Origin of the sequence: Pseudomonas sp. Ps21-P2 (assembly GCF_039672565.1) — a bacterium.
Taxonomy (GTDB): domain Bacteria; phylum Pseudomonadota; class Gammaproteobacteria; order Pseudomonadales; family Pseudomonadaceae; genus Aquipseudomonas.
On the sequence record NZ_JBDFPL010000003.1, the window covers coordinates 361,707 to 383,131 of the forward strand.

18 protein-coding genes and 1 pseudogene are annotated in these 21,425 nt (G+C 61.1%); 14 read left to right on the forward strand and 5 right to left on the reverse strand.

Annotated elements, in window-relative coordinates:
* Window positions 1-30 precede the first annotated feature (30 nt).
* From odhB to brnQ, 5 genes are all read left to right on the forward strand, one after another.
* Window positions 31-1,281 carry a 2-oxoglutarate dehydrogenase complex dihydrolipoyllysine-residue succinyltransferase gene (gene odhB / locus ABEH28_RS09150; RefSeq protein ID WP_282372571.1) on the forward strand — a complete coding sequence of 417 codons (1,251 nt, stop codon included), beginning with the start codon at window positions 31-33 and terminating at the stop codon, window positions 1,279-1,281.
* Window positions 1,282-1,453: 172 nt separating this feature from the next.
* Window positions 1,454-2,890, forward strand: a complete 1,437-nt coding sequence (gene lpdA / locus ABEH28_RS09155) for a dihydrolipoyl dehydrogenase (protein WP_122538408.1) — start codon at window positions 1,454-1,456, stop codon at window positions 2,888-2,890.
* Window positions 2,891-3,089: 199 nt separating this feature from the next.
* A complete protein-coding gene (gene sucC / locus ABEH28_RS09160) occupies window positions 3,090-4,256 on the forward strand; it encodes an ADP-forming succinate--CoA ligase subunit beta (protein ID WP_004882574.1) in 1,167 nt (388 codons plus the stop codon).
* Complete coding sequence (gene sucD / locus ABEH28_RS09165) at window positions 4,256-5,143, forward strand: succinate--CoA ligase subunit alpha (RefSeq protein ID WP_037009399.1); 888 nt, start codon at window positions 4,256-4,258, stop codon at window positions 5,141-5,143. The genes sucC and sucD overlap by 1 nt, the downstream gene beginning before the upstream one ends.
* Window positions 5,144-5,456: 313 nt before the next feature.
* On the forward strand, window positions 5,457-6,770 hold the full coding sequence (gene brnQ, locus ABEH28_RS09170; RefSeq protein WP_346629728.1) for a branched-chain amino acid transport system II carrier protein: 1,314 nt from the start codon (window positions 5,457-5,459) through the stop codon (window positions 6,768-6,770).
* Between the two features lie 101 nt (window positions 6,771-6,871).
* Here the strand turns inward: brnQ and ABEH28_RS09175 are convergent, their stop codons facing one another.
* On the reverse strand, window positions 6,872-7,123 hold the full coding sequence (locus ABEH28_RS09175; RefSeq protein WP_065986299.1) for a hypothetical protein: 252 nt from the start codon (window positions 7,121-7,123) through the stop codon (window positions 6,872-6,874).
* 327 nt (window positions 7,124-7,450) lie between these two features.
* On the opposite strand from ABEH28_RS09175, the gene htpG reads away from it, so the two are divergent.
* Both htpG and ABEH28_RS09185 read left to right on the forward strand, forming a co-directional pair.
* Window positions 7,451-9,355 carry a molecular chaperone HtpG gene (gene htpG, locus ABEH28_RS09180; protein WP_346629729.1) on the forward strand — a complete coding sequence of 635 codons (1,905 nt, stop codon included), beginning with the start codon at window positions 7,451-7,453 and terminating at the stop codon, window positions 9,353-9,355.
* 78 nt (window positions 9,356-9,433) lie between these two features.
* Window positions 9,434-10,159, forward strand: coding sequence for a dienelactone hydrolase family protein (locus ABEH28_RS09185; protein ID WP_122538412.1), 726 nt, complete (start codon window positions 9,434-9,436; stop codon window positions 10,157-10,159).
* Between the two features lie 70 nt (window positions 10,160-10,229).
* On the opposite strand, the gene ABEH28_RS09190 is transcribed toward ABEH28_RS09185, so the two are convergent.
* From ABEH28_RS09190 to ABEH28_RS09205, 4 genes are all read right to left on the reverse strand, one after another.
* Window positions 10,230-11,102 (reverse strand): pirin family protein, encoded by an 873-nt coding sequence (locus ABEH28_RS09190; RefSeq protein ID WP_346629730.1) that lies wholly within the window; start codon window positions 11,100-11,102, stop codon window positions 10,230-10,232.
* A 199-nt stretch (window positions 11,103-11,301) separates the two neighbouring features.
* Complete coding sequence (gene fabB, locus ABEH28_RS09195) at window positions 11,302-12,528, reverse strand: beta-ketoacyl-ACP synthase I (protein WP_133771614.1); 1,227 nt, start codon at window positions 12,526-12,528, stop codon at window positions 11,302-11,304.
* Window positions 12,529-12,538: 10 nt separating this feature from the next.
* The gene (gene fabA / locus ABEH28_RS09200; protein WP_346629731.1) at window positions 12,539-13,054 is read right to left on the reverse strand and encodes a 3-hydroxyacyl-[acyl-carrier-protein] dehydratase FabA; all 516 of its coding nucleotides are present in this window, start codon (window positions 13,052-13,054) and stop codon (window positions 12,539-12,541) included.
* Between the two features lie 210 nt (window positions 13,055-13,264).
* On the reverse strand, window positions 13,265-15,202 hold the full coding sequence (locus tag ABEH28_RS09205; protein ID WP_346629732.1) for a response regulator: 1,938 nt from the start codon (window positions 15,200-15,202) through the stop codon (window positions 13,265-13,267).
* Between the two features lie 313 nt (window positions 15,203-15,515).
* Here ABEH28_RS09205 and ABEH28_RS09210 point away from each other — a divergent pair, with 313 nt between their 5' ends.
* The 7 genes and pseudogenes from ABEH28_RS09210 (at window position 15,516) to ABEH28_RS09240 (ending at window position 21,412) form a co-directional block, all read left to right on the forward strand.
* Window positions 15,516-16,541, forward strand: a complete 1,026-nt coding sequence (locus tag ABEH28_RS09210; RefSeq protein WP_346626381.1) for an NAD(P)H-dependent glycerol-3-phosphate dehydrogenase — start codon at window positions 15,516-15,518, stop codon at window positions 16,539-16,541.
* A 19-nt stretch (window positions 16,542-16,560) separates the two neighbouring features.
* A pseudogene (locus ABEH28_RS09215) lies at window positions 16,561-16,860 on the forward strand (DUF4389 domain-containing protein); the annotation flags it as partial.
* Window positions 16,861-17,081: 221 nt separating this feature from the next.
* The gene (gene sixA / locus ABEH28_RS09220) at window positions 17,082-17,540 is read left to right on the forward strand and encodes a phosphohistidine phosphatase SixA (protein ID WP_346626380.1); all 459 of its coding nucleotides are present in this window, start codon (window positions 17,082-17,084) and stop codon (window positions 17,538-17,540) included.
* A 79-nt stretch (window positions 17,541-17,619) separates the two neighbouring features.
* On the forward strand, window positions 17,620-18,063 hold the full coding sequence (locus tag ABEH28_RS09225; RefSeq protein WP_346629733.1) for a hotdog fold thioesterase: 444 nt from the start codon (window positions 17,620-17,622) through the stop codon (window positions 18,061-18,063).
* A gap of 647 nt (window positions 18,064-18,710) precedes the next feature.
* Window positions 18,711-19,544 (forward strand): alpha/beta hydrolase, encoded by an 834-nt coding sequence (locus ABEH28_RS09230; protein ID WP_346629734.1) that lies wholly within the window; start codon window positions 18,711-18,713, stop codon window positions 19,542-19,544.
* A complete protein-coding gene (locus ABEH28_RS09235; protein ID WP_346629735.1) occupies window positions 19,541-20,395 on the forward strand; it encodes an alpha/beta fold hydrolase in 855 nt (284 codons plus the stop codon). Before ABEH28_RS09230 ends, ABEH28_RS09235 begins: the two co-directional genes overlap by 4 nt.
* Window positions 20,396-20,593: 198 nt before the next feature.
* On the forward strand, window positions 20,594-21,412 hold the full coding sequence (locus tag ABEH28_RS09240) for a DUF4892 domain-containing protein (RefSeq protein ID WP_346629736.1): 819 nt from the start codon (window positions 20,594-20,596) through the stop codon (window positions 21,410-21,412).
* Window positions 21,413-21,425: the final 13 nt, after the last annotated feature.

Consider the following 21,425-nt stretch of genomic DNA (forward strand, 5'->3'; position numbering starts at 1 on the left):
CTAGAAACCGAATTAAAGGAATTACAGATAATGGCTATTGAGATCAAAGCCCCCTCTTTCCCGGAATCCGTTGCCGACGGCACCGTTGCCACCTGGCACAAGAAACCGGGCGACGCCGTCAAGCGTGATGACCTGATCGTTGATATCGAAACCGACAAGGTCGTTCTGGAAGTACTGGCCGAAGCTGACGGCGTACTGGGCGCAATCGTTGCCGAAGAGGGCGCCACTGTCCTGTCGAACCAGTTGCTGGGCTCGATCGAAGAAGGCGGCGCCGCTGCCGCTCCAGCTGCTGCCGCTCCAGCCGCCGCTGCATCGGCTCCTGCTGCTGCGCCTGCCCAGGCTGCCGCTGCCCCAGCCGCTGCTTCCGGTGACGAAGACGCGATCGGCGCTCCGGCTGCCCGCAAGCTGGCCGAAGAAAACGGCATCAACCTGTCCAGCGTCAAAGGCACCGGCAAAGACGGCCGCGTGACCAAGGAAGACGTCGTCGCTGCCATCGAAGCGAAGAAATCCGCTCCGGCCGCCGCGCCTGCCGCCAAGCCTGCTGCTGCAGCCGCTGCTCCTGTGACCGCCGTTGGCGACCGCACCGAGAAGCGCGTGCCGATGACCCGTCTGCGCGCCAAGGTTGCCGAGCGTCTGGTTGAAGCTCAGTCCAACATGGCGATGCTGACAACCTTCAACGAAGTCGACATGACCGAAGTCATGGCCCTGCGTTCGAAGTACAAGGACCTGTTCGAGAAGTCCCACAACGGCGTACGCCTCGGCTTCATGTCGTTCTTTGTCAAGGCAGCGACCGAAGCGCTGAAACGCTACCCTGCGGTCAACGCTTCGATCGACGGCACCGACATCGTCTACCACGGTTATGCCGACGTCGGCGTTGCCGTGTCGAGCGATCGTGGCTTGGTGGTTCCGGTGCTGCGCAATGCCGAGCAGATGAGCCTGGCTGAAATCGAAGGCGGCATCGCCACCTTCGGCAAAAAAGCCCGTGACGGCAAACTGTCCATCGACGAGATGACTGGCGGTACCTTCACCATCACCAACGGTGGTACTTTCGGTTCGATGATGTCGACCCCGATCGTCAACCCGCCGCAAGCGGCCATCCTGGGCATGCACAACATCCTGCAGCGTCCTATGGCGATCAACGGTCAGGTCGTCATCCGTCCGATGATGTATCTGGCGCTGTCCTACGATCACCGCCTGATCGACGGTAAAGAAGCCGTGACGTTCCTGGTGACCATCAAGAACCTGCTGGAAGACCCGGCGCGTCTGTTGCTGGACATCTAACGAAGCAGCGTCAAGCTGCAAGCCGAAAGCTTCAAGTCAGAAGCGGTACGGTATGCAGCTTGTCACTCGCGGTTGGTATCAATGAATAAGTCGCAAGCCGATCCTGCAGTTCATCGCAGGTCAGCTTGTAGCTTGCAGCTTAAAGCTCGCAGCTAAAGAGGAACTCTTTTCTATGTCCCAGAAATTCGACGTGGTAGTGATTGGCGCTGGCCCTGGCGGCTACGTGGCTGCTATCAAGGCCGCGCAACTCGGTCTCACGACTGCCTGCATCGAGAAGTATCAGGATAAAGAGGGCAAGCTGGCCCTCGGCGGTACCTGCCTGAACGTGGGCTGCATCCCTTCCAAGGCGCTGCTGGACAGCTCCTGGAAATTCTACGAAGCCAAGAACCAGTTCGGTGTTCACGGTATCTCGCTCAGCGACCTGAAAATGGACATTGCGGCCATGATTGGCCGCAAGGCGCAGATCGTCAAAGGCCTGACCGGCGGCGTTGCCAGCCTGTTCAAGGCCAACGGCGTCACTTCCCTGCAAGGCCACGGCAAGCTGCTGGCCGGCAAGAAAGTCGAGCTGACCAAGCCTGACGGCACCACCGAAGTCATCGAAGCCGAGAACATCATTCTGGCCTCCGGTTCGCGTCCGATCGACATTCCGCCGGCTCCGGTCAATCAGGTCACCATCGTCGATTCGACAGGCGCCCTGGAATTCCCGGCTGTGCCTGAGCGCCTGTGCGTTATCGGCGCCGGTGTAATCGGTCTGGAACTGGGTTCGGTCTGGGCTCGCCTGGGTGCCAAAGTGACGGTGCTCGAGGCCCTGGAGAAGTTCCTGCCGGCCGCTGACGAAGCTGTTGCCAAAGAAGCGCAGAAGACCTTCACCAAGCAGGGTCTGGACATCAAGCTGGGCGCACGCGTCACCGGTTCCAAGGTCAATGGCGACGAAGTCGTCGTGACCTACACCGACAAGGACGGCGAGCAGAACATCACCTTCGACCGCGTGATCGTGGCCGTGGGCCGTCGCCCGGTAACCACCGAACTGCTGGCTGCCGATAGCGGCGTCGACATCGACGAGCGCGGTTTCATCTTCGTCAACGAGCAGTGCGAGACCAGCGTTCCTGGCGTGTACGCGATCGGTGACGTGGTTCGTGGTCTGATGCTGGCGCACAAGGCGTCCGAAGAAGGCATCATGGTTGTCGAGCGCATCAAGGGTCACAAGACCCAGATGAACTACGACCTGATTCCGTCGGTTATCTACACCCACCCGGAAATCGCCTGGGTCGGCAAGACCGAGCAGACGCTGAAGGCCGAAGGCGTGGAAGTCAACGTCGGTCAGTTCCCGTTCGCGGCCAGCGGCCGTGCAATGGCAGCGAATGACACCGGCGGTTTCGTCAAGGTCATCGCTGATGCCAAGACCGACCGTGTACTGGGTGTACACGTCATTGGTCCTGGCGCTGCAGAGCTGGTACAGCAAGGCGCGATCGGTATGGAGTTCGGCACCAGTGCCGAAGACATCGGCATGATGGTCTTCTCCCACCCGACGCTGTCCGAAGCGCTGCACGAAGCGGCACTGGCTGTGAATGGCGGCGCCATCCACATCCAGAACAAGAAAAAACGCTGAAAATAACCACGACGGTCCGCCCGTCGTAGGCCCTGCTCGCAGGGCTTACCGCGGAAGGTCCGTTGGACTCGAACTCCCGGCAGCGAAGGGCAGGCGTGATGCCTGACCGGCGTTCTCCGGGAGAAGCGGTCACAGGTGGTGCGGCACGCTTTGACGAGCAGCACCGAATGCGCAGTACCTAACGAAGACGGTAATAAGCATGAATCTTCACGAGTATCAGGGTAAGCAGCTGTTTGCTGAATACGGCCTGCCAGTATCCAAGGGCTATGCAGTAGACACCCCGGAAGCAGCAGCAGAAGCGTGCGACAAGATCGGCGGAACCGAGTGGGTCGTCAAAGCCCAGGTTCACGCAGGCGGTCGCGGTAAAGCGGGCGGCGTCAAGCTGGTTCGCAGCAAGGAAGACGCCGCTGCGTTCGCTCAACAGTGGTTGGGCAAGCGTCTGGTCACTTACCAGACTGATGCCAACGGTCAGCCAGTCACCAAGATCCTGGTTGAATCGTGCACTGACATCGCCAAAGAGCTGTACCTGGGCGCTGTAGTCGATCGTTCGAGCCGTCGTATCGTGTTCATGGCTTCCACCGAAGGTGGCGTGGACATCGAGAAGATCGCTCACGACACGCCTGAGAAGATTCTCAAAGCGACCATCGATCCACTGGTTGGCGCTCAGCCATTCCAGGGTCGCGATCTGGCATTCCAGCTGGGTCTGGAAGGCAAGCAGGTCACTCAGTTCGCCAAGATCTTCACCGGTCTGGCCAAGCTGTTCCAGGACCACGACCTGGCCCTGCTGGAAGTGAACCCGCTGGTGATCAAGGCTGACGGCGATCTGCATTGCCTGGACGCCAAGATCAACATCGACGCCAACGCCATGTACCGCCAGCCAAAGCTGAAGGCTTTCCACGACCCATCGCAAGATGACCCACGTGAAGCCCACGCTGCCAAGTTCGAACTGAACTACGTGGCACTGGAAGGCAACATCGGTTGCATGGTCAACGGTGCCGGTCTGGCCATGGGCACCATGGACATCGTCAACCTGCATGGCGGCAAGCCAGCCAACTTCCTCGACGTAGGCGGCGGCGCAACCAAGGAACGCGTTACCGAAGCGTTCAAGATCATTCTGTCCGACACCAACGTCGCTGCAGTACTGGTCAACATCTTCGGCGGCATCGTTCGCTGCGACATGATTGCCGAAGGCATCATTGGCGCCGTGAAAGAAGTCGGCGTGAAAATCCCGGTGGTTGTTCGCCTTGAAGGCAACAACGCTGAGCTGGGCGCTAAAGTACTGGCAGAAAGCGGCTTGAACATCATCGCAGCTACCAGCCTGACCGACGCTGCTCAACAAGTCGTCAAAGCTGCGGAGGGCAAATAATGAGCGTCCTGATCAATAAAGACACCAAGGTTATCTGCCAGGGCTTCACCGGCTCCCAGGGTACCTTCCACTCCGAGCAAGCCATCGCCTACGGCACCAAAATGGTTGGCGGCGTGACCCCAGGCAAGGGCGGCACCACGCACCTGAACCTGCCCGTGTTCAACACGGTGTCCGAAGCAGTAGAAAAAACCGGCGCCACCGCTTCGGTCATCTACGTTCCGGCTCCGTTCTGCAAGGATTCCATCCTTGAAGCAGCGTTCGGCGGTATCAAGCTGATCGTCTGCATCACCGAAGGCATCCCGACCATCGACATGCTCGAAGCCAAGGTCAAGTGCGACGAACTGGGTGTGGTCCTGATCGGCCCTAACTGCCCCGGCGTCATCACCCCGGGCGAGTGCAAGATCGGCATCATGCCAGGTCACATTCACTTGCCAGGCAAAGTCGGTATCGTGTCGCGCTCCGGCACCCTGACTTACGAAGCTGTGAAGCAGACCACAGACGCCGGTTTCGGTCAGTCGACCTGCGTCGGTATCGGCGGTGACCCGATCCCGGGTTCGAACTTCATCGACATCCTGAAGCTGTTCCAGGAAGACCCGAAGACCGAAGCGATCGTCATGATCGGCGAGATCGGCGGTTCGGCTGAAGAAGAAGCGGCTGCCTACATCAAGGCACACGTGACCAAGCCAGTCGTTTCCTACATCGCGGGTGTGACTGCTCCTCCGGGCAAGCGCATGGGCCATGCGGGCGCGATCATCTCCGGCGGCAAAGGCACTGCAGACGAGAAATTCGCTGCACTGCAAGACGCGGGCGTGAAAACCGTGCGTTCGCTGGCAGACATCGGCAAAGCCCTGGCTGAGCTGACCGGTTGGGAAGTGAAGAAGGCTTAATCGCCCTCGTCTCACTGCTTGATCAACAAAAGCCACCTTCGGGTGGCTTTTGCGTTTCCGGCGTTTCGATTTGCCTCGTGCTCTTGGCCCAATCCTGTCAGACATTTCTGATATGCGACACGAATGTGCATTCAGCGGTCGCACCGCCCTGTATCGGTGCGCCAAATAGGGTAGGCTAGCCGCCGTTTTGTGCAGTCGGCTCCCACAAGGAGCGGCGGCGCGCTCAGGGTCTGTCTTAAAAGGGCGGGCAGCATTTCCCCCACCCTCAGGGAAATCCTCTTCTTAATTCCGATTCAGCAGTGTGGTTTCCTTAATGAAAGTGTTGAAAGGCCAGGACATTCTGGCACTGGGTTTCATGACGTTTGCGCTGTTCGTCGGCGCTGGCAATATCATCTTCCCCCCGATCGTAGGCCTCCAGGCCGGCCCCAACGTATGGATGGCCGCTTTGGGCTTTCTGGTCACGGCCGTCGGCCTTCCGGTGGTGACTGTCATCGCGCTCGCCAAAGTTGGCGGCGCTATGGACGCGTTGAGCAGCCCGATCGGCAAGGTCGCCGGGACCATTCTCGCCGCCGTCTGCTACCTGTCCGTAGGTCCGTTGTTCGCCACGCCGCGCACGGCGACGGTGTCGTTTGAGGTCGGCCTGGCGCCGTTGACCGGCGAAAGCCCCCTCGCACTGTTTCTCTACAGCCTGGTTTATTTCGTGCTGGTGTTCTGGATCTCCCTTTATCCGGGTCGATTGCTCGACACCGTGGGCCGCTTCCTTGCGCCGCTGAAGATCATCGCCCTGGCCATCCTCGGCATCGCCGCGTTTCTCCTGCCAGCGGGGGAGGTGGGCATTGCCGAACCTGCTTACGTCGCCGCGCCGTTTTCCCAAGGGTTCATCAACGGCTACCTGACCATGGACACCCTGGGCGCGCTGGTTTTCGGCATCGTCATCGTCAATGCGATTCGCTCCCGCGGTGTCGAGTCGCCTCGGCTGATCACCCGTTACGCCATCATTGCCGGCCTGATTGCCGGTGTCGGTCTGGCCCTGGTCTACATCAGCCTGTTCCGCCTGGGCTCGGACAGCCATGCCATCGCCGCCGGTGCCACCAATGGCGCTGCGGTGTTGCATGCTTACGTTCAGCACACCTTCGGCACCCTGGGCAGCAGCTTCCTTGCCGTTCTGATCTCGCTGGCGTGTCTGGTCACCGCGGTTGGCCTGACCTGCGCTTGCGCCGAGTACTTCAGCCGCGTGCTGCCGCTGTCCTACAAGACACTGGTGATCCTGCTGGCGGCGTTTTCGCTGCTGGTGTCCAACCTTGGTCTGACCAAGCTGATCCAGTTCTCGATCCCGGTGCTGACCGCCATCTACCCGCCGTGCATTGCGCTGGTGGCGTTGAGCTTCTGCAAGGACTTCTGGCATGAGCAGGGTCGGATCGTCGCGCCGGTCATGCTGGTGGCGTTCCTGATCGGTGCGGTGGATGCGGTCAAGGGTTCTGCGCTGGGTGTGTACCTGCCGGATGCGCTGGCCCATCTGCCGTTGAGCGAGCAAGGCCTGGCCTGGCTGATCCCGTCGCTGATCACGCTGTTCATCGCGTTCGTGGTGGATCGCATGCTGGGCAAGCGCAGCGAAGCGCTGGCCTGAGGGGGAAGGTCGGCGCTTCGCAGAATAAACACGCCGATCTTTTCAAGCAGACAAAACAAAGCCCGCTAAATGCGGGCTTTGTTTTTTGAAACTCTGGAAACTTACTGCTTAGTTGCAGGTGCTGCCTGGTTCGCTTCTTTCGCGCGCTCTTGAGCGGCTTCAGCGTTCTTTTGAGCGGCTTCCTGACTTTCTTTGGCAGCGTCGTTCACTTTGTCTTGCGCTTTTTGCATCGATTCTTGCGACTGCTCGGCAGCCTTGTTTGCATCTTGCTGTTTATCTTCGGATTTTTTGTCACAGGCGGCGAGGCCCAGAGTGGCAGAAAGCATGAGGGCAATAGCTAAAGATTTACGCATGGGGTGTTTCTCCTTATTGGTCATCAACGTGCCTTCGAGCATTCGCTTATAAGGTTAGTTCCATGTTCCGGCGGGATAAATACATAAGCGTCTCAGCGGTGTAACAACTCGGCTGATCACAGGCGGTTAGTGGTTTATGTCCGGTGTTCAGTCGACAGATCTGCAGCCCGGAGGTTTTCGGCGGGTGAAGATTCTTCGCTCACAGCACGCCTGCCCTTGAAATCGTCTCCCCAGCCCCCACCTTGATGACAACCCGCTGCTCGGAGCCGTCCTCGGCGTTTCGCGCAGCTACCCCTATTTGTGTGGACTGATTGGAGTTTGATGACCATGAGTGTGGAAACTCAAAAGGAAACCCTGGGCTTCCAGACCGAGGTGAAGCAGCTGCTGCACCTCATGATCCATTCGCTGTACTCGAACAAGGAAATCTTCCTTCGCGAGCTGATCTCCAACGCGTCCGACGCGGTGGACAAGCTGCGCTTCGAGGCACTGTCCAAGCCTGAGCTGCTGGAAGGCGGCGCCGAGCTGAAGATCCGTGTCAGCTACGACAAGGACGCGAAGACCGTCACTCTGGAAGACAACGGCATCGGCATGAGCCGCGAGGATGTCATTACTCATCTGGGCACCATCGCCAAGTCCGGCACCGCCGACTTCATGAAGAACCTGTCCGGTGATCAGAAGAAAGATTCTCACCTGATCGGTCAGTTCGGTGTCGGTTTCTACTCCGCGTTCATCGTGGCCGACCAGGTTGAAGTGTTCACCCGCCGCGCCGGCCTGCCCGCCAGCGAAGGTGTGCACTGGTCCTCGAAAGGCGAGGGCGAGTTCGAAGTCGCCACGATCGAGAAAGCCGATCGCGGTACGCGCATCGTGCTGCACCTCAAGAGCGCCGAAGATGAGTTTGCTGACGGCTTCCGTCTGCGTAACATCATCAAAAAGTACTCCGACCACATCGCCCTGCCGATCCAGTTGCCGAAGGAGCAGGCGCCGGTCGAAGGCGACGCCGAGCCTGTTGAAGAGTGGGAAACCGTCAACCGTGCCAGCGCGCTGTGGACCCGTCCACGTACCGAGGTCAAGGACGAGGAATACCAGGAGTTCTACAAGCACATCGCCCACGATTTCGAGAACCCGCTGAGCTGGAGCCACAACAAGGTCGAAGGCAAGCTGGAATACAGCTCGCTGCTGTACGTGCCGGCCCGCGCGCCGTTCGATCTGTATCAGCGTGAAGCACCGCGCGGCCTGAAGCTGTACGTGCAGCGCGTGTTCGTCATGGACCAGGCCGAATCGTTCCTGCCGCTGTACCTGCGCTTCATCAAGGGCGTGGTCGATTCAAACGACCTGTCCCTGAACGTGTCCCGTGAAATCCTGCAGAAAGACCCGATCATTGATTCGATGAAGTCGGCGCTGACCAAGCGTGTGCTGGACATGCTGGAGAAGCTGGCGAAAAACCAGCCGGAAGACTACAAGGGCTTCTGGAAAAACTTCGGTCAGGTGCTGAAGGAAGGCCCGGCCGAAGACTTCGCCAACAAGGAGAAGATCGCCGGCCTGCTGCGCTTCGCATCGACCTCCGACGACAGCGGCGAGCAGAGCGTTTCGTTGGCCGACTACCTGTCGCGCGCCAAGGAAGGTCAGGACAAGATCTACTTCCTCACCGGCGAAAGCTACGCGCAGGTCAAGAACAGTCCGCACCTCGAAGTCTTCCGCAAGAAAGGCATTGAAGTGCTGCTGCTGACCGACCGTATCGACGAGTGGCTGATGAGCTACCTGAGCGACTTCGACGGCAAGGGTTTTGTCGACGTGGCACGCGGTGACCTGGATCTGGGCAAGCTTGACTCCGAAGAGGACAAGAAAGCCCAGGAAGAAGTCGCCAAGGACAAGGAAGGCCTGATCGAGCGCCTGAAAACCGCGCTGGGTGATGCCGTCAGCGAAGTCCGCGTCTCCCACCGTCTGACCGATTCGCCGGCGATCCTGGCGATCGGCGAGCAGGACCTTGGTCTGCAGATGCGTCAGATACTGGAAGCGAGCGGTCAGAAGGTGCCGGATTCCAAGCCGATCTTCGAATTCAACCCCTCCCACCCGCTCATCGGCAAGTTGGACAGCGAGCAGAATGAGGACCGCTTCGGCGATCTGTCGCACATCCTGTTCGACCAGGCTGCGCTGGCGGCCGGCGACAGCTTGAAAGATCCGGCTGCCTACGTGCGCCGTCTGAACAAGTTGTTGGTCGAGCTCTCGGTTTAACATCCGCGTCACGGCAGAACCCGCTCCGGCGGGTTTTGTCATTTAATCTCCCTCCATCCTTATCAGCAGGAGTTCGCTATGAGCAATGTGACCGTGCAGTCCGTCGTGTATGACATCGACGGCGTGAGCTACGAGAGTCGTCTGGCCTTCAGCGAAGGTGCTCAGGCCGCACCGGGTCTGGTGATGGCGCCTAACTGGATGGGCGTCAGCGAAGACGCCGAGCAGATTGCCAAAGACGTGGCGGCGAAGGGCTATGTGGTCTTGCTGGCGGATCTTTACGGCCAGCAAGTGCGCCCGACTAATGGTGACGAAGCGGCGGCTGCCATGATGCCGTTGAAGAACGATCGCGTGCTGTTGAACACACGCATGAAGGCCGCCCTGGATCAATTGACTGCGCAGACCATTGCGGCCGTCGACACGTCCCGGCTGGCGGCGTTCGGCTTCTGCTTCGGCGGTTGCTGCGCACTGGAACTGGCGCGCACCGGTGCGCCGTTGAAGGCTGCGGTCTCCTTCCATGGCACGCTCGACACGCCGAACCCGGCTGACGCCAACAACATTAAGGGCAAAGTGCTGGTGATGCACGGCGCGTCCGACCCTCTGGTGCCAAAAGAGCAGCTGCCGGCATTTGAAGCCGAGATGAACGCTGCCAACGTCGACTGGCAACTCTTGAGCTACGGCGGGGCGTTCCATTCGTTCACCGACCCACACGCCAACAATCCGGGCGTACAGATGTACAACCCGACCGTTTCGAAGCGCGCGTTTACCTCGATGCACAACCTGCTGGACGAAGTGTTCGCGGGCTGATGTGATGTTTTAACTGTTGTGGGAGTGCCCCTCCGGTCACTCCCACAGCGTCCGGGCAGGCCGCGGCCAATCAGCGCTTCGGCCTGCTGCCCACCGGCAATTCAATCCGCTCTACTTCCCCCGGCACGGTCGGCCAGTCCCCGGCCGCCCATTTCGCCCTGGCCTGTTCAATCAGCGCCGGGTCACTGGCGACGAAATTCCAGTTCATCTTTCTCGGCCCATCCAGGGGCGCACCGCCGAACAGCACCGCATGGCATTCGCTTTCCGCGCACAGCGTCGGCTCGCTCCCTGCGTCCAGCACCACCAGACTGCGCGGCTGCACCGGCTCGCCATCCAGTAGCAAGTCGCCTTCGATAACGTACAACGCGCGCTGCTCGTGCTCGTCGGGCACACACAGCGTCGTCGCCGTCTGCAGGTTCAGTTCGGCGTAAAGCGTGGGTGACAGCACCGGCACCGGCGACTTCAGGCAAAAGCCTTCGCCCGCGATCAAGCGGATACGAATACCCATGGCGTCGCTGACCGGCAGTGTGGCGGCGGGGTGATGGCTGTAATGACCGGCGCCTTGCTCATGGGATTTGGGCGAGGCCAGCCAGACTTGCAGGCCATGCAGGCGAGAGCCACTGGCGTGCAAGTCCTCGGGTGTGCGTTCAATGTGGGCGATGGCGCTGCCGGCGGTCATCCAGCTGACCTCGCCGGGCCTTACGTGCTGATCGCTGCCGAGGCTGTCCTTGTGTCGGATTTCGCCTTCAAACAGGTAGGTCAGCGTCGACAGGCCGATGTGCGGATGCTGGCGGATGTTCATGCCGGTGCCGGGCGCGTAGCTGGTCTCCAGCATGTGATCAAAAAAAACGAAAGGCCCTACGCTTCGGCATTGCGCAGCGGGGAGGGGGCGCAGGATCGGTTGGCCTTCGACGTCTTCGGCGCGGGGAATGATGGTCAGCATGATGGCGCTCTCTCTTTCGGTGCGGTTGTAGGACCGGCTTCAGCCGGGAAGGGGCCAGGCAGGGCACCGTTGATCTTGCCGCATGACAACCGAAGCGTTCGCGGCTAAAGCCGGTCCTGCAAAGAGCAGGTCCAACGCAATGGGTTTCAGCAGCCCACAAAAAAGGCGCCCCGAAGGGCGCCTTTTGTCTGCAACTGACTTACTTGCCAGTCCAGCGCTTCATCACCAGCGTGGCGTTGGTGCCGCCGAAGCCGAAGCTGTTGCTCATCACCAGATTCAGCTCGGTGTTTTCGCGGGTCTTGGTCAGGATCGGCATGTCGGCAACGGCTGGGTCCAGCTCGTCGATGTTCGCCGAACCGGCCATGAAGTTGCCTTCCATCATCAGCATGCAGTAGATCGCTTCGTGAACGCCGGCGGCGCCCAGGGAGTGACCCGACAGGCTCTTGGTGGAGCTGATGGCAGGCGCCTTGTCGCCAAACACTTCACGCACGCCTTCCATTTCCTTGACGTCGCCGACCGGAGTGGAGGTGCCGTGGGTGTTCAGGTAGTCGATGGTGCCATCAACGGTGGACAACGCCTGCTGCATGCAGCGGATGGCGCCTTCGCCGCTTGGAGCGACCATGTCATAACCGTCGGAAGTGGCGCCGTAGCCTACCAGCTCTGCGTAGATCTTCGCGCCACGGGCCAGAGCGTGCTCCAGTTCCTCGACCACCACCATGCCGCCGCCGCCGGCGATGACGAAACCGTCACGGTCTGCGTCGTAGGCACGGGAAGCCTGTTCAGGCGTGTCGTTGCGTTTGCTGGACAACGCGCCCATGGCGTCGAACAGGAACGACTGGCTCCAGTGCTCCTCTTCGCCACCGCCGGCAAACACGATGTCCTGCTTGCCCATCTGAATCTGTTCCATGGCGGTACCGATGCAGTGAGCACTGGTGGCGCAGGCAGAAGCGATGGAGTAGTTCAGGCCCTTGATCTTGAATGGCGTTGCCAGACAGGCTGAAACCGTGCTGCTCATGGTCCGGGTGACGTAATACGGGAGAACCTTTTTGATGCCTTTCTCGCGCAGGATGTCCAGCGCTTCCATCTGGTTCAGGGTCGAAGCACCGCCAGAGCCGGCAATCAGACCGGTACGCGGGTTGGATACCATCTCTTCGGTCAGGCCGGAGTCTTCCACGGCGCTCTTCATGGCCACGTAGGCATAAGCCGCCGCCTGACCAACGAAGCGCAGGGTTTTGCGGTCGACCAGTTCCTTGAGCGGCAGGTTTGGATCGATGGAACCCGATACCTGGCTGCGCAGACCCATTTCGGCGTATTCCGGGTTGAAACGGATGCCAGGGCGACTTGCACGCAAGTTGGCGGAGACGGTGTCTTTGTCATTGCCCAAGCAGGAAACAATGCCCAGACCAGTGATAACGACGCGGCGCATGCGAATACCCTTAGAAATTTTCAGTGGAAGTGAAGACACCGACGCGCAGGCCTTCGGCGGTATAGATTTCACGGCCGTCCACGCTGACCGAACCGTCGGCGATCGCCAGGTTCAGCTTGCCTTTGAGGACGCGCTTGATGTGAATGTTGTAGGTGACTTTCTTGGCGGTCGGCAGGACCTGACCGAAGAATTTCACTTCGCCCGAGCCCAGTGCGCGACCGCGGCCCGGCAGGCCTTGCCAGCCGAGGAAGAAGCCGACCAGCTGCCACATGGCATCGAGGCCCAGGCAGCCCGGCATCACCGGATCACCTTCGAAGTGACAGGCGAAGAACCACAGGTCCGGGTTGATATCGAGTTCGGCGACCAATTCACCTTTTCCGTACTTGCCGCCTTCATCGCTGATGTGGGTGATGCGATCGACCATCAGCATGTTGGGGGCGGGCAATTGCGCATTACCTGGGCCGAACAGCTCGCCGCGACTGCAGCGCAGCAGATCTTCCCGGGTAAAGGCGTTTTGTTTGGTCATGCGAACTCCTCGATAATCCTGTGCGGCAGGGTGTGGCGTTACTTACCCAGTCTGGCCAGCGGGTCATCCCTCTGCTGGCAGCCTACTCATAGACTATTGCGTTGTAGTGAAAGTCACAGCACGGGTGAAATGAAAGTACACCTGTGCACTGAAATTTTTCGACCGCGCGTGGGCGTGGGTCGAATCGGCACACAAGACTGCCGGAATTTATCATTTACCGCCAGTCGCAGATGCCTTAATGGTCAACCATCGCTGCAAAACCTGCTGTAAATCAGTACGTTTGAATGGCTTGGCCAGGTAATCGTTCATTCCGGCTTGCAGACAGATCTCCCGGTCGCCGTGCTGGGCGTTGGCGGTCAGGGCAATAATGGGCAACGTCGCCAGCCCCGGCAGCATTCTGATTCGGCGCGTGGCTTCGTAGCCGTCCATGACCGGCAGTCGGCAGTCCATCAAAATCAGCGCAAAGCTTTCACGGCTGGCCATGTTCACCGCTTCAACGCCATCCGCCGCCACGCTCACCTGCAAGCCCAGGCTGCGCAGCATCGCCTCGACCACCGTGCGATTGACCGGGTTGTCCTCGACCAGCAGCACACAGGCGTCGCGGCTCTGGGGCATTTCGCCGACGCCGCCGGACGCGGGTTCTATCACCGGCGGCTGAACCCGCTGCAACGGGATTTTTAGCTGAAACACCGAGCCGAGTCCTTCACTGCTCTGGGCCTGCAACGACCCGCCCATGCGTTCGGCCAGGTTGCGCGCAATGGGCAGGCCCAGGCCGGTGCCGCCGTAGCGACGGGAGATGGAATTGTCCGCTTGCTGAAACGCGTCGAACATCGATTCCAGCAGGTCCGGAGAAATGCCGATCCCGCTGTCGCGCACCGCGCAGGTGAACAAAATGTGCTGCGGGTCGGCGAGGGTGAAGTCCGCTTCGACGCGCACGCTGCCGAACTCGGTGAATTTCAGCGCATTGCCGATCAGGTTAACCAGAATCTGCCGGATGCGCGTCGGGTCGCCCTTGACTTGCAACGCCTCCATCGACGGCGGCAGATCCAGTTCCAGTGCCAGACCGCGCTGCTGTGCGTTGTGGGCAAACGCCTGAACCGAGGTGCTGATGAGGTCGGCGAGGTTGAACGAAATGCTTTCCAGTTCCAGCGCATCGCGTTCGAAGCGGGAGAAATCCAGAATGTCGTTGATGACCCGCAGCAGGTGCTCGGTGGATTCCATGGCCAACGCGGCGTATTCAGCCTGCTCATCGGTCATCCTCGTGGTTTCCATCAACTGCAGCATGCCCAGTACGCCATTCATGGGCGTGCGCAGTTCGTGACTCATCATGGCGAGGAATTCGGACTTCGCGTTGTTGGCACGTTCGGCTTCTTCGCGGGTGCGGATGAGCTCGTCCATTGCCTGCTTTTGCTCGCGGCTGGCTTTCTCAAGGCCCAGGGCCAGATTGTTGATGTGCCGGGCCAGATCGCCCAGCTCGGCATCGTCGGCAACCGGCAGCGGGGCCGAGTAATCGCCCTGCTGGATGGCTTTCACCGCCGCGCTCATGGCGCTGATCGGCTGGGACAGGCTCAGCGACAGGCGTCTGGCCAGCATGTAAGTAAAGAGAAGGGCGAACATCGCCAGTACACCGGCCTTCAGCAATATCTCCTGCTCGCGCTGGTTGAAGGCGTCGCTGGACATGCCCACCAGCACCCGTCCCAGATAGCCTTCCGCCGGCACGCTGGGGTAGTCACCGGAACCGGCTTCGTTGGCATTTTCGAACGGCTGCGCGGACCTGTCCGGCTGCAGGCGGATGGGCGCCTGGAACACTTCCATCTGCCGCGAATGCCCTTGTTCTTCGGCGGGTTCGACATGAACCAGCACCTTGCCGGCACTGTTGCGCACTTCGAGAAAACGCACGTGGGGCGTGTTCATTGTGGCGTTCATGAGGTTTTCCAGGACGGCGTTATTGCCGACGATGACCCCGTATTCCGACGCGGGTGCCAACTGGTTGGCGATGAGTTGCCCGGTGTGATTGAGTTCCTGTCGCAGGTCCTGAATCCGCACCACAGTAAAGAAGCTGATCAGCAGGAGGGTCAGCAATAACGCGGGGCCCAGGCTGAGGATCTGCGTCCGGGTGCTGATGTTCCAGCCGCGCTGAGCCGTCACGACGCGATTCCAGCTGGCCGGATTCGCAGGATGTGCCGAGGGTCAGGCATGGCAAAGCCTGACGGGGCACGGGAAGTGAACGCTTGGTGTCATGTCACGGATCTCTTCGGGAACGACCTGACGATAGCTCATCGGCGTCGCTGAGGAATTTTCATCTCGGGGGCGCATCTTAACCGAGCTGTGGGCAATTTCCTCGGCAAGAGTGGGGGATCGGCTATAAGTTCGTGGGGGCACCTTTTGCCGCTGGCCCCGAGACTAACGCTCCGTATAATGCCCGCATCGCCAGATGTGATGGCCCTGAATGGATTGTTTTATGACCCAGCAGCAACCAATAGCGGTCCTTGGCGGCGGCAGCTTCGGGACCGCAGTGGCCAATCTGTTGGCCGGCAACGGTCATCGGGTGACGCAGTGGATGCGCGATCCGGAGCAGGCCGAGGCGATCCGGACGAACCGCGAGAACCCGCGCTACCTCAAGGGCATCAAGGTGCTCGACGGCGTCGAGCCGGTCACCGATCTGCACGCCACTTTGCAAGACAGTCAACTGGTGTTCGTGGCGCTGCCGTCCAGTGCGCTGCGTGGCGTGCTGACCCCGCATGTCGATCTGCTCGCCGGCAAGATGCTGGTCAGCCTGACCAAGGGCATCGAGGCTGACACCTTCAAACTCATGAGCGAAATCCTTCAGGACATCGCCCCCGCTGCGCGGATTGGCGTGCTGTCCGGGCCCAATCTGGCCCGGGAAATCGCCGAACACGCCCTCACCGCCACGGTGGTCGCCAGCGAAGATGAAGACCTCTGTCAGCAGGTTCAGGCCGCGCTGCATGGTCGTACCTTCCGCGTGTACGCCAGCGCCGACCGTTTTGGCGTGGAGCTGGGCGGCGCGCTGAAAAACGTTTACGCCATCATCGCCGGCATGGCGGTGGCGCTGAATATGGGCGAGAACACCAAGAGCATGCTGATCACCCGCGCGCTGGCCGAGATGACCCGCTTTGCGGTCAGTCAGGGTGCCAATCCGATGACCTTTCTTGGTCTGGCCGGTGTCGGCGATCTGATCGTCACCTGTTCGTCGCCGAAGAGCCGTAATTATCAGGTCGGTTTTGCCCTGGGGCAGGGCCTGAGCCTGGACGAAGCGGTGACCCGACTGGGCGAGGTCGCGGAGGGCGTCAACACGCTCAAGGTGCTCAAGGCCAAGGCGCAGGAACTGCAGGTTTACATGCCGCTGGTGGCCGGGCTTCACGCCATTCTTTTCGAGGGCCGCACGCTGGAGCAGGTCATCGAACTGCTGATGCGCGCCGAGCCGAAGACCGATGTCGACTTCATTTCAACCAGTGGTTTCAACTGATCCCTTCACGGAGAAGCTCTTGAACGAATCAAAACTCAAGCAACACGAATCAATCCTGCTGCGCATCCTGTGGATGGTGCTGTTTGTGCTGGTCTGGCAAGTGGCGGAGGTGGTGCTGGGGGTGGCTGTTCTGGTGCAGCTGGTTTACCGCCTGTTCAATGGCGCGCCGAGCCTCAGCGTCATGTCGTTCGGTGACAGCCTGAGCCAGTATCTGGCGCAGATCGGTCGCTTTGGCACCTTCCACACCGATCAGAAGCCATGGCCGTTTGCTGACTGGCCTGCGCCGCGTGCGCCCGAGGGCGAGGCGCCGCATGTGGTGGTTGTCAAGCCGCAACCGGCGCCTGCCGCGGCTGAGCCGACGCCCGTCACGCCTCAACCGGCGCCAGTGACTCCGCACCCGGTTCCCGCCACGCCGCCGGTGGTTTCCGAAACCCCGCCGGTGGTGGTCGACACGTCGCCCCCTGTTGCCGATGCATTGTCCTCTGCGCCGGGTAGCCCGTCGGTTACTCCGCCGGTTAAGCCCGACGAAGAGCCGAAACCGTGAAGCTCTGGATTCTGCGACACGGCGAGGCGAAACCTCAGGCCCGTACCGATGCCGAGCGGGAGCTGACGGCCAAGGGCCGCGAAGAGGTGTTGCGCAGCGCCGCTCACTTGATGGGTCAGCCGCTGCAGCGGATTATCGCCAGCCCCTATGTGCGTGCTCAGCAGACCGCCGAGCTGGTCCGTCAGGCCCTCGGGTTCACCGATGCCATCGTGACCGTGCCGTGGCTGACGCCAGACTGCAATCCGCACAAGGTGCTCGAGCAGTTGGATGCGTACAGCGCGGAGAATGTGTTGCTGGTCAGCCATCAGCCCTTGGTGGGCACGTTGATCGGGCTGGCGGTGCATGGCTCTTTGCAGCAGGCGCAACCGATGCACACCGCCAGTCTTGCTCAGCTTGAGGCGGATTTGCCCCTTGCCGGTGCGATGGAACTGGTGGATGTTCGGCACGCTGAGTGATGGGGCGGTGAGCGGTTTGCTCAGCTCCCCCTGCTGCCTGTGATATGTATTGATAACTCGCTAATAACAAGGAAGAACCATGAGTGTATGGCGTAGCCCTCCGGACCTTGACGCGCTTAATGCGAAGCAGAAGAACACCATCGGTGAGGTGCTGGATATTCGGTTTGAAGCGGTCGACGATCGGTCTCTGACGGCGAGCATGGCGGTGGATGAGCGCACTCATCAGCCTTACGGTTTGTTGCACGGCGGCGCGTCGGTGGTGCTGGCGGAGACGGTGGGGTCTACGGCCAGTTATCTGGTGATTGATACCGATCGGTTTTTTTGTGTGGGTATTGAGGTCAACGCGAACCATTTGCGCGGGGTGCGCAGTGGGCGGGTAACGGCAGTGGCGCACCCGGTGCATATCGGGCGCACGACCCATGTCTGGGATATTCGTCTGACGACGGAGGACGGCAAGGCCTTTTGTATTTCCCGGTTGACGGTGGCGGTGGTGCCCCATGGTGAGCAGCCTCCGTCTCGCTGATGGTTGGGCGCTTGACGCCAAGATCAAGGGCGTCGGCCTAACGGCCTCGGGTTTCGCCTTCGGCGAGTTACTTGGAAAAGCACCCCAAGTAACCAAAGGTGCCTGCTCCTGGTTGGGCCCTTCGTTCCTCAGGGTTCCTTCACTCCGGTCTCGCTCCGTGGGCCCGCGCCGAACGGACATCCATGTCCTGACGGCGCTCTCGCCGCATCCATGCGGCTCGGCCCACTCCGCAAAACCTGCGTTCAGCCTGCACCCAAGTCGCGATTGGCGGCGTCTGAGCTTCTTGTGCATGAAGATCAAAAGCAGATCAAAAGCAAAGCAGATCAAAAGCTTCCCGGCTAAAGCCGGTCCCACAGGGTCACCGCCATTCCCACTGGCTGCACGCGCTGCTGTGAGTGGGACCGGCTTTAGCCGGGAAGAGGCCGGATTGGGCACCATCAATCTTACGGTCCAACGCTCGATCGTTCCCACGCTCCGCGCGGTAATGCCGCCTCAGACGCTCCGCGTCTCTGCCGTGGCGCTCACACCCACCAGATAAACCTTCCCATGACCGGAGTGGCCTCATCGATGGCAGTTCCGGTCATTGCCGCGCTTGGCGGGCGGTGCGCACAATCGCGGCTTGTTCTGGTTGCTCTGGGTGTGTCGGCATGGCTCAACTTCTGTTTTTCGCTCACGCCAACGGCTTCCCGTCGGGCACGTACGGCAAGTTGTTCGCGGCGCTTGGGCCTGAGTTCGAGATTCGTCATCTGGAGCAGCATGCCCATGACCCGCAATTTCCGGTGACGGACAACTGGCCGGAGCTGGTGGATGAGTTGATTCATCATCTGCGCGAGCAGGCGCAACCGGTGTGGGGCGTGGGCCATTCGCTGGGTGGTGTGCTGCATTATCACGCGGCGCTGCGCCATCCTGAGTTGTACCGCGGCGTTGTGATGCTGGATTCACCGGTGCTGTCCCGGTTCGATCAGTGGATGATTCGGGCGGCCAAGCGCTTCGGGTTTATCGATCGCATCACGCCTGCGGGCCGGACGTTGGGGCGTCGTGAGGTGTTCAGCAGCGTCGAGGCGGCGCGGGATTATTTTGCCGGCAAGTCGCTGTTTCGGCGTTTCGATCCCGAGTGTTTCGAGGCGTATCTGCTTCACGGGCTGCAAGCCGATGGCGACGGGTTGCGCTTGCGTTTCGACCCTGCCACCGAAATCAGCATCTACCGCAGCGTGCCCCACACCAGCCCCGGTCTGGCCCGTCAGTTGCGCGTACCGTTGGCGATGGTGCGCGGCGAGAGCAGCGATGTGGTGCGGCGCCACCATACGCTGTCGGTCAAAAACATGCGCGAAGGCGAGTATCTTTCCGTGCCCGGTGGGCATATGTTCCCGCTCGAACATCCCGAGGACACCGCCCACATGCTCAGAACGCTGTTTTCCCGCTGGACGGCCAGGGCTGAAGGCGCGACCACTGACGCCGCCCTGCAACGAGCCCGCGCATGACCTGCTCGGTGGAAGAGATCCGCCTGAGCCTGCCCCATATCGAACTGGCCGCCCATCTGTTCGGTCCCCAGGACGGCATTCCGGTAATCGCTCTGCATGGCTGGCTGGACAACGCCAACAGCTTCGCGCGGCTGGCGCCCAAGCTTGAAGGGCTGCGGATCCTGGCACTGGACATGGCCGGGCATGGCCACTCCGACCACCGCCCGCCGGGTTCGGCGTATGGTTTGCCGGACTACGCCCACGACGTGTTGCAGGTGGCGGGGCAGATGGGCTGGGAGCGGTTTTCTCTGCTGGGGCATTCCCTGGGGGCAATTATTTCGGTGATCGTCGCGGCGGCGGTTCCCCAGCGGGTCAATCGTCTGGCCTTGATCGACGGGTTGGTTCCGCCGGTGGGCGAGCCCGAGTCTGTGGTCGAGCGCATGGGCGCGGCGCTGCAGGCGCAATTGACCCAGCAGAGCAAGCGCAAGCCCGTCTACCCGGACATGGACCGTGCGGTGGAGGCGCGGATGAAAGGCATGGTCGCGGTCAGTCGTGAGGCCGCCGAGCTGTTGGCCCAGCGTGGCTTGATGCCGGTGCCGGGTGGTTACACCTGGCGCAGCGACAGCCGACTGACCTTGCCCTCGTCGATTCGTCTGACGCGAGCGCAGGCGCTGGCTTTCGTCACGGCGGTGCGCTGTCCGGCACAGTTGATCGTGGCCGAGGAGGGCATGCTCGCGCAGAACCGGGAGCTGCTCGCCAGTGTTCCTTTTACGGTGACGTCCTTGCCGGGCGGGCACCATCTGCACCTCAACGACGAGGCAGGGGCGCGCTCTGTTGCAGACTGTTTCAATCGCTTCTTCGCCGTGCCTTGACTTGCGACCTGCAACTGCCGAGGCTGGGGCAGTTGAAACAGGAGACTGCACGATGGACCACTGCCCACGCCGCACCGTTTTATTTTCATGCTCGCCGCGCGTTGTCGCGGCTTTGTTTTGCCTGCCGATTACGTCCACGGGTGCTTTGCCTGCTGCATTCGCCGCCGCCTCGCCGATTGCCCTGCCATGAGCGCCTCCATGACGTTCACCCGCACGCTCGCGCTGACGCTGCTGCTCACCGGCCTCAGCGTCGCCACCCAGGCGGCCGACGTTCCCGGCAGTCAGGACTTGCCCATCGTGCCGCGGCTGACAGACGCGGAAATCGTCGATTATCGGCCTGCCGTTGAGCTGGAACGCATTTACCCGCTGGGCTCGATTCGCAAGATCAGCGGCCAGTTGCGCTTCGACGGGCAAGTGTCCGGGCGCGGCAACGTCACCGCCATCACCTACCAATTGCCGGTCGAGCACAGCGCCGACGAAGCGTTCACCGCCGCCCGCGAAGCGCTACAGCAGCAGGGCGCGCAGCTGCTGTTCTGGTGCCAGGCGCGGGATTGCGGGGAAAGCAGCCTGTGGGCCAACGAGGTGTTCGGCAATGCCAAGCTGTATGGCGCCGACAACGGTCAGTCCTATTTGCTGCTGCGCCTGGCCGCGCCGGCGGACAACACACTCGTGGCGTTGTACGGCATCACCCGGGGCAACCGCCGGGCTTTCCTCCACGTCGAGCAGTTTCAGTCGAGCACGCCGCTGGGGGATTTGCTGCCGACTTCCGCGACCCTGTTGCGCGAGCTGAAAAGCACCGGCGAGCTGGAACTGCCGATGCTGGCCGCTGAGCCGCAGGAGCCGTGGATCACCTTGCTGTCCCGTGGCCTGAATCTGGACAGCACCTTGCGGGTTACGCTTTCCGGGGATCAGCGCGAAGCGTGGCGTCAAGCGCTGGTGGCCAAAGGCGTACGCGCTGCACGGCTGGAAGCGGGCGACCGGAAAAATCCCGGCCTGACCCTCGAACTCATTCGCTGAGGGCCGCAGAGCC

Bases quoted from the DNA above. Each gene is read 5' to 3' on its own strand.
- odhB (WP_282372571.1), top strand. From the start codon at position 31: ATGGCTATTGAGATCAAAGCCCCCTCTTTCCCGGAATCCGTTGCCGAC.
- lpdA (WP_122538408.1), top strand. From the start codon at position 1,454: ATGTCCCAGAAATTCGACGTGGTAGTGATTGGCGCTGGCCCTGGCGGC.
- sucC (WP_004882574.1), top strand. From the start codon at position 3,090: ATGAATCTTCACGAGTATCAGGGTAAGCAGCTGTTTGCTGAATACGGC.
- sucD (WP_037009399.1), top strand. From the start codon at position 4,256: ATGAGCGTCCTGATCAATAAAGACACCAAGGTTATCTGCCAGGGCTTC.
- brnQ (WP_346629728.1), top strand. From the start codon at position 5,457: ATGAAAGTGTTGAAAGGCCAGGACATTCTGGCACTGGGTTTCATGACG.
- ABEH28_RS09175 (WP_065986299.1), bottom strand. From the start codon at position 7,123: ATGCGTAAATCTTTAGCTATTGCCCTCATGCTTTCTGCCACTCTGGGC.
- htpG (WP_346629729.1), top strand. From the start codon at position 7,451: ATGAGTGTGGAAACTCAAAAGGAAACCCTGGGCTTCCAGACCGAGGTG.
- ABEH28_RS09185 (WP_122538412.1), top strand. From the start codon at position 9,434: ATGAGCAATGTGACCGTGCAGTCCGTCGTGTATGACATCGACGGCGTG.
- ABEH28_RS09190 (WP_346629730.1), bottom strand. From the start codon at position 11,102: ATGCTGACCATCATTCCCCGCGCCGAAGACGTCGAAGGCCAACCGATC.
- fabB (WP_133771614.1), bottom strand. From the start codon at position 12,528: ATGCGCCGCGTCGTTATCACTGGTCTGGGCATTGTTTCCTGCTTGGGC.
- fabA (WP_346629731.1), bottom strand. From the start codon at position 13,054: ATGACCAAACAAAACGCCTTTACCCGGGAAGATCTGCTGCGCTGCAGT.
- ABEH28_RS09210 (WP_346626381.1), top strand. From the start codon at position 15,516: ATGACCCAGCAGCAACCAATAGCGGTCCTTGGCGGCGGCAGCTTCGGG.
- ABEH28_RS09225 (WP_346629733.1), top strand. From the start codon at position 17,620: ATGAGTGTATGGCGTAGCCCTCCGGACCTTGACGCGCTTAATGCGAAG.
- ABEH28_RS09230 (WP_346629734.1), top strand. From the start codon at position 18,711: ATGGCTCAACTTCTGTTTTTCGCTCACGCCAACGGCTTCCCGTCGGGC.
- ABEH28_RS09235 (WP_346629735.1), top strand. From the start codon at position 19,541: ATGACCTGCTCGGTGGAAGAGATCCGCCTGAGCCTGCCCCATATCGAA.
- ABEH28_RS09240 (WP_346629736.1), top strand. From the start codon at position 20,594: ATGACGTTCACCCGCACGCTCGCGCTGACGCTGCTGCTCACCGGCCTC.